The sequence below is a fragment of the Salmonella sp. SAL00672 genome, from assembly GCF_046552175.1.
Classification (GTDB): domain Bacteria; phylum Pseudomonadota; class Gammaproteobacteria; order Enterobacterales; family Enterobacteriaceae; genus Salmonella; species Salmonella enterica.
The window spans coordinates 166,727-179,426 of record NZ_JBGDUQ010000006.1; the positions used below are offsets into that span (position 1 = coordinate 166,727).

Annotated in this window: 11 protein-coding genes; 10 read left to right on the forward strand and 1 reads right to left on the reverse strand. The window is 54.2% G+C overall.

Annotation, left to right across the window (positions count from 1 at the left end):
• Positions 1 to 42 precede the first annotated feature (42 nt).
• The 10 genes from fhuC to stfH all read left to right on the forward strand — a co-directional run bounded on the left by fhuC (position 43) and on the right by stfH (position 11,170).
• A complete protein-coding gene (gene fhuC, locus ACLJTG_RS16365; RefSeq protein ID WP_001157204.1) occupies positions 43 to 840 on the forward strand; it encodes a Fe3+-hydroxamate ABC transporter ATP-binding protein FhuC in 798 nt (265 codons plus the stop codon).
• Entirely contained in the window at positions 840 to 1,730 is an 891-nt protein-coding gene (fhuD, locus tag ACLJTG_RS16370) for a Fe(3+)-hydroxamate ABC transporter substrate-binding protein FhuD (RefSeq protein WP_077464329.1), read from the forward strand. The genes fhuC and fhuD overlap by 1 nt, the downstream gene beginning before the upstream one ends.
• Before the next feature lie 14 nt (positions 1,731 to 1,744).
• The gene (gene fhuB, locus ACLJTG_RS16375) at positions 1,745 to 3,784 is read left to right on the forward strand and encodes a Fe(3+)-hydroxamate ABC transporter permease FhuB (RefSeq protein WP_198898328.1); all 2,040 of its coding nucleotides are present in this window, start codon (positions 1,745 to 1,747) and stop codon (positions 3,782 to 3,784) included.
• A gap of 939 nt (positions 3,785 to 4,723) precedes the next feature.
• Positions 4,724 to 5,284 (forward strand): fimbrial major subunit StfA, encoded by a 561-nt coding sequence (gene stfA, locus ACLJTG_RS16380; protein ID WP_001090553.1) that lies wholly within the window; start codon positions 4,724 to 4,726, stop codon positions 5,282 to 5,284.
• Positions 5,285 to 5,369: 85 nt separating this feature from the next.
• Positions 5,370 to 8,027: an outer membrane usher protein gene (locus tag ACLJTG_RS16385; RefSeq protein WP_198898319.1), complete on the forward strand. Its 2,658-nt coding sequence runs from the start codon at positions 5,370 to 5,372 to the stop codon at positions 8,025 to 8,027.
• Positions 8,028 to 8,044: 17 nt separating this feature from the next.
• Positions 8,045 to 8,797, forward strand: a complete 753-nt coding sequence (gene stfD, locus ACLJTG_RS16390) for a fimbrial chaperone StfD (RefSeq protein ID WP_000987333.1) — start codon at positions 8,045 to 8,047, stop codon at positions 8,795 to 8,797.
• An 18-nt stretch (positions 8,798 to 8,815) separates the two neighbouring features.
• Positions 8,816 to 9,328: a fimbrial protein gene (locus ACLJTG_RS16395; protein ID WP_198898320.1), complete on the forward strand. Its 513-nt coding sequence runs from the start codon at positions 8,816 to 8,818 to the stop codon at positions 9,326 to 9,328.
• A complete protein-coding gene (gene stfF / locus ACLJTG_RS16400) occupies positions 9,325 to 9,801 on the forward strand; it encodes a fimbrial minor subunit StfF (protein ID WP_198898321.1) in 477 nt (158 codons plus the stop codon). The genes ACLJTG_RS16395 and stfF overlap by 4 nt, the downstream gene beginning before the upstream one ends.
• Positions 9,801 to 10,331, forward strand: coding sequence for a fimbrial protein (locus tag ACLJTG_RS16405; protein WP_410959019.1), 531 nt, complete (start codon positions 9,801 to 9,803; stop codon positions 10,329 to 10,331). Before stfF ends, ACLJTG_RS16405 begins: the two co-directional genes overlap by 1 nt.
• The gene (stfH, locus tag ACLJTG_RS16410) at positions 10,331 to 11,170 is read left to right on the forward strand and encodes a fimbrial adhesin StfH (protein WP_001669135.1); all 840 of its coding nucleotides are present in this window, start codon (positions 10,331 to 10,333) and stop codon (positions 11,168 to 11,170) included. The genes ACLJTG_RS16405 and stfH overlap by 1 nt, the downstream gene beginning before the upstream one ends.
• 107 nt (positions 11,171 to 11,277) lie before the next feature.
• Here the strand turns inward: stfH and hemL are convergent, their stop codons facing one another.
• Positions 11,278 to 12,558, reverse strand: coding sequence for a glutamate-1-semialdehyde 2,1-aminomutase (hemL, locus tag ACLJTG_RS16415; RefSeq protein WP_198898323.1), 1,281 nt, complete (start codon positions 12,556 to 12,558; stop codon positions 11,278 to 11,280).
• Positions 12,559 to 12,700: the final 142 nt, after the last annotated feature.

Sequence of the window (12,700 nt, forward strand, 5' to 3'; positions counted from 1 at the left end):
TTTGGGCACGGCTTGCCGTGCCCGTTTTACAAGTTGGCTGCGATGCAGGAAAACCACATTCATTCCGATACCACCTTTGCGCTGCGAAGCGTCGCCTTTCGTGTGCCGGGCCGCACGCTTTTACACCCCCTCTCGTTAACGTTTCCCGCAGGTCGCGTCACCGGACTTATCGGCCATAATGGTTCCGGTAAATCCACGCTGTTAAAAATGCTGGGCCGCCATCAGCCGCCTTCCGAAGGGGATATTCTGCTCGACAATCAGCCGCTGGCGAGCTGGAGCAGCAAGGCGTTTGCCCGCAAAGTTGCCTATCTGCCTCAACAATTGCCGCAGGCGGAAGGAATGACGGTGCGCGAACTGGTGGCGATTGGCCGCTATCCGTGGCACGGCGCGCTGGGACGCTTTGGCGTCGCGGACCGGGAAAAAGTAGACGAGGCGATTACGCTGGTCGGCTTAAAACCGCTGGCGCATCGTCTGGTAGACAGCCTTTCCGGCGGCGAGCGCCAGCGCGCGTGGATTGCCATGCTGGTCGCGCAGGACAGCCGTTGTCTGCTGCTGGATGAGCCGACATCAGCGCTGGATATCGCCCATCAGGTTGACGTGCTGGCGCTGGTGCATCGTTTAAGCCAGCAGCGCGGGCTGACGGTGGTTGCGGTGCTGCACGATATCAACATGGCGGCCCGCTACTGTGATTATTTAGTCGCGCTACGCGGCGGTGAAATGATTGCGCAAGGAACGCCTGCGGAACTGATGCGCAGTGACACGCTGGAACAGATTTACGGTATCCCGATGGGTATCCTTCCGCATCCGGCGGGCGCCGCACCTGTGAGTTTTGTGTATTAATGCGTGAGTTATATCCTCTTACTCGCCGCCGTTTATTAACGGCGATGGCGCTCTCGCCGCTGCTGTGGCAAATGAATACGGCGCAGGCTGCCGCTATCGATCCCCGCCGGATTGTGGCGCTGGAGTGGCTGCCGGTTGAGCTGCTGCTGGCGCTCGGTATTACGCCGTATGGCGTGGCGGACGTGCCAAATTATAAGCTGTGGGTTAGCGAACCGCCGTTGCCGGATTCGGTGATTGATGTGGGTCTTCGCACTGAACCCAATCTCGAACTGCTGACGGAGATGAAGCCGTCGTTTATGGTCTGGTCGGCAGGCTACGGACCCTCGCCGGAGAAACTGGCGCGGATCGCGCCGGGGCGCGGGTTCGATTTTAGCGACGGCAAAAAGCCGCTGGCGGTGGCCCGACGCTCGCTGGTTGAACTGGCGCAGACGCTGAATCTGGAAGCTGCGGCAGAAAAACATCTGGCGCAATACGATCGCTTCATCGCCAGCCAGAAGCCGCATTTTATCCGCCGCGGGGGGCGTCCGTTACTGATGACGACGCTTATCGATCCGCGGCATATGCTGGTGCTCGGCCCGAATTGCCTGTTCCAGGAGGTGCTGGACGAGTATGGCATTGTCAATGCCTGGCAGGGTGAAACCAACTTTTGGGGCAGTACGGCGGTCAGTATCGATCGGCTGGCGATGTATAAAGAAGCGGATGTAATCTGCTTCGATCACGGGAATAGCACCGATATGAACGCGCTGATGGCAACGCCGCTGTGGCAGGCCATGCCGTTTGTCCGCGCCGGGCGTTTTCATCGGGTGCCCGCCGTTTGGTTCTATGGCGCGACCCTCTCCACGATGCATTTTGTCCGCATCCTGAATAACGTGTTGGGAGGCAAAGCGTGAGCAGAAAACGTGAAATACCGGATGGCGGCGCGAAAAACGCCTTAACCGACCTACGGTTCGGGCGCTTTGTAGGCCGGATAAGGCGAAGCCGCCATCCGGCGTTGCTGTTATTGGCGCTGTTGGTTGCCGCCTGCTGGCTGACATGGGTTAACTTCTCCGTTGCGCTACCGCGCAGTCAGTGGCAACAGGCTATCTGGTCACCGGATATCGACATCATTGAGCAGATGATTTTTCATTACAGCCTGCTGCCAAGACTGGCGATTTCGCTGCTGGTGGGCGCGGGGCTTGGGCTGGTAGGCGTCCTGTTCCAGCAAGTATTACGTAACCCGCTGGCGGAACCGACCACGCTGGGCGTGGCGACCGGCGCGCAATTGGGGATCACGGTGACTACGCTTTGGGCGATTCCCGGCGCGCTGACCACGCAGTTTGCCGCCCTGGCGGGAGCCTGTATCGTCGGCGCGCTGGTGTTTGGCGTGGCGTGGGGCAAACGCCTGTCGCCAGTGACCCTGATCCTCGCCGGGCTGGTGGTCAGCCTCTATTGTGGCGCAATCAACCAGTTACTGGTGATTTTCCACCACGATCAGTTGCAAAGCATGTTTTTATGGAGCACCGGAACGCTAACGCAAACCGACTGGAGCGGCGTGCAGCGTCTGTGGCCGCAGTTGCTGGGCGGCGTGATGCTCACGTTATTGTTGTTACGTCCGATGACGCTGATGGGGCTGGATGACGGCGTTGCGCGTAATCTGGGTCTGGCGCTGTCGTTAGCGCGTCTGGCGGCGCTGTCGCTGGCGATTGTGTTGAGCGCTCTGCTGGTCAACGCGGTGGGCATTATCGGTTTTATCGGCCTGTTTGCGCCGCTGCTGGCGAAAATGCTTGGCGCAAGACGTCTGCTGGCGCGCCTGATGCTGGCGCCGCTCATTGGGGCGCTTATTTTGTGGCTATCCGATCAGATTATCCTTTGGCTCACCCGCGTATGGATGGAGGTTTCCACCGGGTCAGTGACGGCGTTAATCGGCGCGCCGCTGCTCCTGTGGCTGCTGCCGCGGCTTAAAAGCATGAGCGCGCCGGATATGAACGCCAGCGATCGTGTGGCGGCGGAACGTCGGCACGTTCTTGCTTTTGCCGTTGCCGGTGGCGCGCTCCTGCTGCTGGCAACATGGGGCGCGCTCTCTTTTGGTCGCGACGCGCACGGCTGGACGTGGGCGAGCGGAACGCTGCTTGAAGAACTGATGCCGTGGCGCTGGCCGCGGATACTGGCGGCGTTAATGGCGGGCGTCATGCTGGCGGTGGCGGGCTGCATTATTCAGCGTCTGACCGGTAATCCAATGGCCAGCCCGGAAGTGCTGGGGATCAGTTCCGGAGCCGCGTTTGGCGTGGTGTTGATGCTGTTTTTGGTGCCGGGGAATGCTTTCGGTTGGCTACTGCCTGCCGGAAGCCTGGGTGCGGCGGCGACACTGCTGATTATTATGATAGCCGCCGGGCGCGGCGGTTTCTCACCGCAACGGATGTTGCTGGCGGGGATGGCGCTCAGCACCGCGTTTACCATGCTGCTAATGATGCTCCAGGCGAGCGGCGACCCGCGGATGGCGGAAGTATTGACCTGGCTCTCAGGATCTACCTATAACGCCACTGGCGGGCAGGTTACGCGAACCGCGATCGTGATGGTGATTTTGCTGGCACTTGTGCCGTTGTGTCGCCGCTGGTTAACGATTTTGCCTCTGGGCGGCGATGCTGCGCGCGCGGTGGGCATGGCGCTTACGCCGTCGCGTATCGCGCTGCTGGCGCTGGCGGCTTGTTTGACAGCAACCGCGACGATGACCATTGGGCAGCTGAGTTTCGTTGGACTGATGGCGCCGCATATTGCGCGGATGCTCGGTTTTCGCCGGACGATGCCGCATATGGTCATCTCGGCGCTGGCAGGGGGCGTTTTACTGGTCTTTGCCGACTGGTGCGGCAGGATGGCGCTATTTCCGTATCAGATCCCGGCGGGACTGCTTTCAAGCTTTATTGGCGCGCCGTATTTTATCTATTTGCTACGTAAACAGAGCCGGTAAAAAAAGGCTGTGCCACATTTATGTCGGGTGGCAGCCATGCTCAACCCGACCTACAAATTACACAATATCAATATGTTGTGGCAATATTTTGTAGACCTAAAAATAGCTGAACGCTATCAGGTGCGAGAGCTGTCCTGTCACGTTTTATCGAGGGAATTCTGCTTTTATTTTCAGCAAGAAGCAGGTGTTATTTCTGTATCGATAAGTCATGTGCTATTTCAGTGGCGCGCTGCTGTCTTCTGAACAGGGTGACTAATTTCAACATATCCAGGCCCGAAACGTTGATGATAAATTGCGGCATGATCTATTCAATAATAAGAATTACCGGTTTCGGTATTAAGCCTTTTTAAATATTAAGATGTGGATGCCGCATCTTTAATGCATCTCGTAAATCAATTTTAATTTAATAATAAATTTTCATTATAAAACTTCGATAATAAAATATTATTTTTTTATCGAAGTAATAAAAAACAACTCTATTAAAATAAATTAATTGCCACGAGTAAACAAAAAAAATGTAATTTAGCATTTTTTGTTTTTTTTAATGAAATTTATACCAAAAATAAATGTTACGCGTCATTGCTATATATTCAGTACTGTAATTCTGATCTTTTTTTATTCATTTTGACATGTTTATTGCTTTTTTGGCTCTCCCGTCTTGCTTGCTTTGTTTGTTTTTTGAACGGTAAAAATATTTATTATTTAATTCTGATAATCCTTTAAATAAAAAACACTTGTCTTTGGGTTTTTAATGGAAAATACTTCACCGCGCCTAAGGGATGTTATTTATTAACGTGTTGTTTGCTTCTTTTGAATGTTGCATCGGCAATTTCATAACTCGTCATATAATATATATCTACTAATATAAACATGGGGTATTGAGTATAACTCCGTGTGAATAGCGTAAAAATACTCACCAACTTTTAATAAGGATGAAAAATGAATACAGCAGTAAAAGCTGCGGTTGCTGCCGCACTGGTTATGGGTGTTTCCAGCTTTGCCAATGCTGCAGGCAGTAATACTGGTACGGTGACTTTTACCGGTACTATTGAAGATTCACCGTGTTCAATCGTGGTTGGCGACGAACACCAGACCGTTAACCTGGGCCATATCGGTACCGGTTCTCTGATGGGCGGTAAAGAATCTTCAAAAGTCGATTTCCATATCGGTCTGGAAAACTGCGCATTCACCACTGAGAAAGAAGCGTCTACCGTTTTCTCTGCCATCGGTAACGAATCCAGCGCTAATCCGGGCAGCGTTGCGCTGATGCGTATCGGCGGCGGCGAAATGGCGGGTTCCAGCATTGTCATCGGCAACCACCTGGGTTCCGCGATCAAATTGGGCGACGCTTACAGCGAAAATCTGACGATGAACGGCAGCGTTGCGGCGGCGAAACAGACTCTTAACTTCAAAGCCTGGGTGAAAGGCGATTCCGCTGCCAGCACTATCGATACCGGCGAATTCAGCAGCACCGTAAACTTCACGATCAGCTATCTGTAAGTGAAATATCATCCTGCGGCAGTCTGCCGCAGGATAATGCTTAAAGTAAAAAAATAGATTATATATTTCAGGGATAGATTGTCTGATGGCTCACTATAAAAAATTTCGTCTGAGCACGCTTGCGGCCGTGGTGGGTATTGTTCTGGCTGTCGGTCCGGAAAATAGCTATGCGGAAGCGCCCATTCAATTTAATACCCGATTTCTTGATGTTAAAGATGATGCCAGCCTGGATCTCTCCCGTTTTTCCCGTAAAGGCTACATTATGCCGGGGAGCTATCATCTCCAGGTGCTGGTCAATCAGAGTCAAATTGCCCAGGATAATGTTATTACGTATTCCGTTGATAATAACGATCCTGATAACACCTATCCCTGTTTATCGCCTGAACTGGTATCGCTGCTGGGGTTAAAACCTGAAATAGCAGATAAAATGATCTGGATAAATGCCGGTCAGTGTCTGCAACCAGATCAACTGGAAGGGATGGAAACCCAAACGGATTTAAGCCAGTCAACGCTGACGGTGATTATTCCGCAGGCCTATCTGGAATACAGCGATGAAGAGTGGGATCCACCTTCCCGCTGGGATGAAGGGATTCCCGGCGTATTATTTGACTACAACGTTAACAGCCAGTGGCGACATGCTGAACATGATGACGGCGATGAATATGACATCAGCGGCAACGGCACGGTGGGTGCCAACCTCGGCGCGTGGCGTTTGCGCGCGGACTGGCAGGCTAACTATCGTCACGAAAATGACAGCGAAGATAAAGACAACTTTGGCTCCAGTTCCGAACAGAACTGGGACTGGAACCGCTATTACGCCTGGCGGGCGATCCCGCAGCTCCGGGCGCAGCTAACGCTGGGCGAAGGATCGCTGGAATCCGATATTTTCGATGGCTTTAACTATGTTGGCGGCAGCCTTATCACCGACGATCAGATGTTACCGCCTAATCTGCGCGGCTACGCCCCGGATATATCAGGCGTGGCGCGCACCAACGCCAAAGTCACCGTGACCCAGCGCGGGCGGGTGATTTATGAGTCGCAGGTCCCGGCTGGGCCGTTTCGCATTCAGGATATTAATGAAACGGTATCCGGCGATCTACACGTCAAAATTGAAGAACAAAGCGGTCAGGTGCAGGAATATGACGTCAGCCCCGCCTCCATTCCGTTTCTGACCCGTCCCGGCCAGGTGCGCTACAAGTTGGCAGCCGGGCGACCGCAGGACTGGGATCACAATATGGAAGGCGGCTTTTTCACCTCAGCCGAAGCCTCCTGGGGGATCGCTAACGGCTGGTCGCTGTACGGCGGTGCCATCGGTGAGCAGGATTATCAGGCGCTGGCGTTAGGACTGGGGCGCGATCTGGCGCTGCTGGGCGCGTTTTCCGTCGATGTCACCCATTCCCGTGCGACGCTGCCAGAGGGTAGCGCCTACGGCGACGGCACCATTCAGGGTAACTCGTTCCGTGCCAGCTACGCTAAAGATTTTGATGATATAGACAGCCGTCTGACGTTTGCTGGTTATCGCTTTTCCGAAGAAAACTACATGACGATGGACGAGTTTATCGATACGCATAATGACGATAACGATCGTCAGCGCACCGGCCACGATAAAGAGATGTATACCCTGACGTACAGCCAGAACTTTTCGGCAATAAACGTCAACGCCTATATCAACTACACCCATCGCACCTACTGGAATCAACCTAACCAGGACAGCTATAACCTGACGCTGTCGCACTATTTCGATGTCGGTGAGGTGCGCGGGATCAGTCTGTCGGTGAACGGTTTTCGCAACGAATATGACAATGAGCGTGATGACGGCGTGTACGTCTCGCTCAGTATTCCGTGGGGCAACAACCGCACGCTGAGCTACAACGGCTCCTTTAGCGATGACAACAACAGCAATCAGGTCGGCTATTACGAGCGCATTGACGATCGCAATAACTACCAGATCAACGCTGGTCGCGCGGATAACGGTGCGACTCTCGACGGCTACTACCGTCATCAAGCGAGCTATGCCGACATTGACGTCAGTGCGAACTATCAGGAAGGCGACTATACCTCCGGCGGGCTGAACATCCAGGGCGGCGCGACGCTGACTGCTAAAGGCGGGGCGCTGCACCGCACCAGCGTCAACGGCGGCTCGCGGCTGCTGGTGGATGTCGGCGATGAAGCGAACGTACCCATCTCCGGCTACAGCACGCCGGTATATACCAACGCGTTTGGTAAAGCCGTCATTGTCGACGTCAACGACTACTACCGCAACCAGGTGAAAATCGACATTACCCAGTTGCCGGAAGACGCGGAAGCAATCCTCTCCATCGCTCAGGCGACCCTGACGGAAGGGGCGATCGGTTATCGCCGCATGGAGGTGCTCAGCGGTAAAAAAGCCATGGCCAGTATCCGCCTGCGCGATGGCGGCACGCCGCCCTTCGGCGCAGAGGTTTACAACAGTCGCCAGCAACAGTTAGGGATCGTAGGTGAAGACGGCAGCGTTTATCTGATCGGCATTAACCCCGGCGAGCGGTTGCAGGTGACATGGGAAGGTAAAACGCAGTGTGAAGCGACGTTGCCCGATCCGCTGCCGGGCGATCTGTTTAGCGGCCTGTTGCTGCCGTGCATCGGCGACGCTTCATCACCTGAGGCAACGCAGCCCGAAGAGAAACCATTACTCCAGCTTCATACGCAGCGGCGGACGTCTTCGACGCAACCCGAAGCGCTCTCTTCTCGTTATCCAACACATTGATTCAGGAAACCGCATTCATGATGTCATTAAAACGTTATAACCTGGCCGCTGTTTTGCTGCTTTTGCTGGGCGGCTACGGTAGCGCCCAGGCCGCCATCGCGCCCGATCGCACCCGCCTGGTGTTTCGCGGCGAAGATAAATCGATAAGCGTCGATCTGAAAAACGCCAACAGCAAACTGCCCTATCTGGCGCAGTCCTGGGTGGAAGATGAGAAGGGCGTCAAAATCACCTCGCCTTTAATCGTCGTCCCACCGGTCCAGCGCATTGAGCCGTCGGCAATCGGACAGGTCAAAATTCAGGGGATGCCGGCGCTGGCGTCGCTCCCCCAGGATCGGGAAACCCTTTTTTATTACAACGTGCGCGAAATTCCGCCGCAAAGCGACAAGCCCAATACGCTGCAAATCGCCCTGCAAACGCGCATCAAAGTTTTTTACCGCCCGCAGGCGCTATCGAAAATCGATATGCAGCATCCCTGGCAATACAAGATCACCCTTCAGCGTCAGGGCAATGGCTATCAGGTGAGCAATCCGACCGGTTACTACGTGGTGTTAAGCAACGCCAGCAACCGCATGGACGGCACACCAGCCAGAGGCTTTAGCCCTTTAGTGATTGCACCAAAAAGCAACGTGACGCTGGGAGGGGACGCCAGTGAATTAGGTCACTCGCCTGTGCTGACTTACGTCAACGATTATGGCGCGCGGTTACCGCTGATTTTTAACTGTACTGACAACAGTTGTGCGGTAGATGAAGCAAAAAGCAGAAAGTCGTAACCGACAAGGAGACGCAAGATGAGGCAATGGCGGTTACGGCTGGGCACGGTAACGTGTGCGGCCATGCTGAGTGCGGTCAGTATGCCGCTGGCAGCGGGAAGTAAGACGGTCAACATGACGCTGACGATAGTCGTTAATGCCGCGCCGCCCTGTACTGTGACCGGCGGTGAGGTGGAATTTGGCAATGTGTTGACGACGAAAGTGGATGGGGTGAATTACCGGCAGGCGGTGGGCTATCACCTGAGCTGTAACGGCAGAGTGAGCGATTACCTGAAGTTACAGATTCAGGGGAATGCGGTGACTATCAATGGCGAGTCGGTATTGCAAACCGATGTCGATGGATTGGGTATCCGTCTGCAAACCGCCACGGATGGCGCGCTGATTTCACCCGGCAATACGCAATGGTTGTCATTTCAATACAGCGGCGGCAGCGGTCCGGCCATTGAGGCGATTCCCGTCAAAAATAATGGCGTAACGTTAACAGGTGGCGCGTTTAACGCAGGCGCCACGTTGGTGGTGGATTACCAATGAAAAAAATAGTTTTGACGATGTTAATGGGGGGCAGCCTTGCCGCACAGGCAGCCGGTAATCTTAAGTTTCACGGCACATTAATTTCACCGCCGAATTGTACGATTAACAATGATCAGACGATCGACGTTAAGTTCGGTAACCTGCTGATTAATAAAATAGATGGTACGCGTTATGCGCAGAATGTTCCGTATGAGATCACCTGTGATTCAACGGTGCGCGATGAGACGATGGCGATGACCCTGACGCTAAGCGGTTCCGTGAGTGATTTTAATCCGGCGGCGGTAAACACCAGCGTGGCGGGGCTGGGGATTGAACTCAGGCAGAACGACCAACCCTTTACGTTGGGGTCCACCATTACGGTGAATGAACAATCGATACCTGTTCTGAAAGCCATACCGGTTAAAAAGAGCGGTGCTTCGCTGAAAGAAGGCGGCTTCGATGCGACGGCAACATTACAGGTGGATTATCAGTAATGGCTAAAAGACAGGCGTTATTACACGGCGCGGCCTGCATCCTCTGTGGGGCGCTGATATTGCCGGTCTCAGCGGCAGATAACCTGCATTTTTCCGGTAGCCTGGTGCCCAGTCCTTGCACGCTCACGATGCAGGGGACGGGGATTGCCGAAGTCGATTTTTCGTCGCTTGACAGTTCTGATTTCACTCCCGACGGCCAGTCTGCTCGTAAGCCTTTGGTGTTTGAACTCACGGATTGCGATTCGGCGCTGAGTAACGGGGTGCAGGTGACTTTCACTGGAACCGAAGCGACCGGAATGCGCGGTATCCTGGCCATCGATAGCCATTCAGGTGCTTTTGGGATCGGGATTGGTATTGAAACGCTATCCGGCGTTCCCGTGGGCATGAACGATAAAGAGGGTGCGATATTCACGCTGGTGACGGGGAATAACGCGCTAAACCTGAATGCCTGGGTACAACGCCTTCCTGGCGAGGACCTGGTTCCGGGAACGTTCTTCGCAAGCGCACTAGTTACCTTTGAGTATTTATGATGAGAAGCATACAGATTTTATTTTTACTGTTGGCGGTCGTTTGTTGCCGTTCAATAGCGGCGGGACCCATGCTGAAAGCGACGTTTTCAAGCACCACGATGTATTATGGTATTGGCCCTAATAGCGACAAATCTATTGTGGCGGAGGTGACGATAGCGACTCCGGAGGGAGTGTACTATGGCTCCTGGAACCTTTCGGGACATCGTAAAGGAGAAACGCTAACCGCAGACTCCTGGTCTGGGCCAGAACCTGCGCCGAAGGTTGTATTGAAGGATTTTGATAACACTGTTTCGCGATCTGCGTGCAAGAATCTTCCCTCGAACTGGAGGGGGTGTGGTTCTTTTACCCTGGAGATTACGGTACAAAGCGATGATTATGGTTGCCCCTGGCTGGCGTCGAGCCATATCGTTGCTACCGCTTTTATCACTAACGAAACGTATTCCCCGCCGGATACGCGCAGCTCAGTTTGCCCGAAAGTTCCCGTTGATACTTTTGATATTTCCTGGGATGCGAACGTTTCGAAACAGAAAACAACCCTCATGCTTGATGCCACCGGTGGCACAGTGAATCGCACGTTACATACCTATTTGATGGAGGGGGGGAAACTGTGCGATGGCAGCAAATTTGACAACCGTGGCGCTTATTGCCGTTTTGTCTCATCGGGTATTACGCTCAATGTGCTGGGCTGCGACCAGTCGAGCGTCACGACCAGCGCCGTTGATCATCCGATAACCGATGTTGAGCTTCATGACATTAATGTAGCGGTGAACACCCGCAACATTGGCTCCGGGCAGTTCACGTCGACCTGTAGCTTCCAGTATATTATTGATGAGCTTTAGGGGGGCTGGGTGTTTGGCGAAGATTCACGCTAACCTGGTATGAACCAAAAAAAAGCCGGGTGGCGGCTTCGCCTTACCCGGCCTACGTTGTTTTTGGACGTTCTCTTTTACAGTTTCGCAAACACCCGACGCGCGGCGTCAATAGTATTATTAATGTCGTCCATGCTGTGTGCGACCGACATAAAGCCCGCCTCAAACGCCGATGGCGCCAGATACACGCCTTCCTCCAGCATCAGGTGGAAGAAACGCTTAAAGCGTTCCACGTCGCACGCCATCACGTCCTGATAGCAGGTTACGCTCTCAGCGTCGGTGAAGAAAATCCCGAACATGCCGCCGACATGGTTAACCACCAGCGGAATATTCGCTTCTTCGGCAGCTTCCAGCAAACCTTCCGCCAGACGGGTGGTGAGCTCATCCAGCGTTTCATGAATGCCGGGCTGGGCGACTTCATTCAGGCAGGCGAAACCGGCCGCCATCGCAATCGGGTTGCCGGAAAGGGTGCCCGCCTGGTAAACCGGGCCCGTCGGCGCCAGCGCATCCATTACATCGCGACGACCGCCAAACGCGCCTACCGGCATCCCGCCGCCGATGATTTTACCCAGACAGGTCAGGTCAGGCACGACGCCGTAGTAATCCTGGGCTCCGGCCAGCGCTACGCGAAAACCGGTCATCACTTCGTCGATAATCAGCAGCGCGCCGAACTCATCGCACAAGGCGCGCAGACCTGGCAGAAATTCCGGCAGCGGCGGGACGCAGTTCATATTGCCCGCTACGGGTTCGACGATGATACAGGCGATTTCCTGCGGATATTGTTCAAACGCCGCGCGCACTGACGTCAGATCGTTATAAGTGCAGGTCAGCGTATGTTTCGCGAAATCTGCCGGCACGCCCGGCGAGTTCGGCTGACCGAGCGTCAGCGCGCCAGAACCGGCTTTGACCAGCAGACAGTCTGCGTGGCCGTGGTAGCAGCCTTCGAATTTGATAATCTTATCGCGGCCAGTAAAACCACGCGCCAGGCGAATAGCGCTCATCGTCGCTTCGGTGCCGGAGTTCACCATGCGCACCATGTCCATGGTCGGCACCAGGTTGGTCACCAGTTCCGCCATTTTTACTTCCATTTCGGTTGGCGCGCCGAAGCTTAAACCGCGCTCCGCAGCTTCGATCACCGCATTGCGGATAGCCGGATGGTTATGCCCCAGTACCATTGGCCCCCAGGAACCGACATAGTCGATATACGCTTTGCCATCGACATCATAAAGATAAGCGCCGTCCGCTTTTTCGATAAACAGCGGAGTACCGCCTACGCCAGTGAAGGCGCGAACAGGGGAGTTCACGCCGCCGGGGAGCAGCTCGCGGGCCGCGCTATAGAGATTTTCAGACTTACTCATGGAAAGATTCCTGGTTCGTAGAAAAAGTGAATACCCGCTATTCTAAGTTATTCAGAGAAGGTTATGAAAGTTTTACGCATTTGAAACAATACGATTTGCAGGGGATTTTCGCGGCGTTGGCGAGTAGAATGCCGACTTTAGA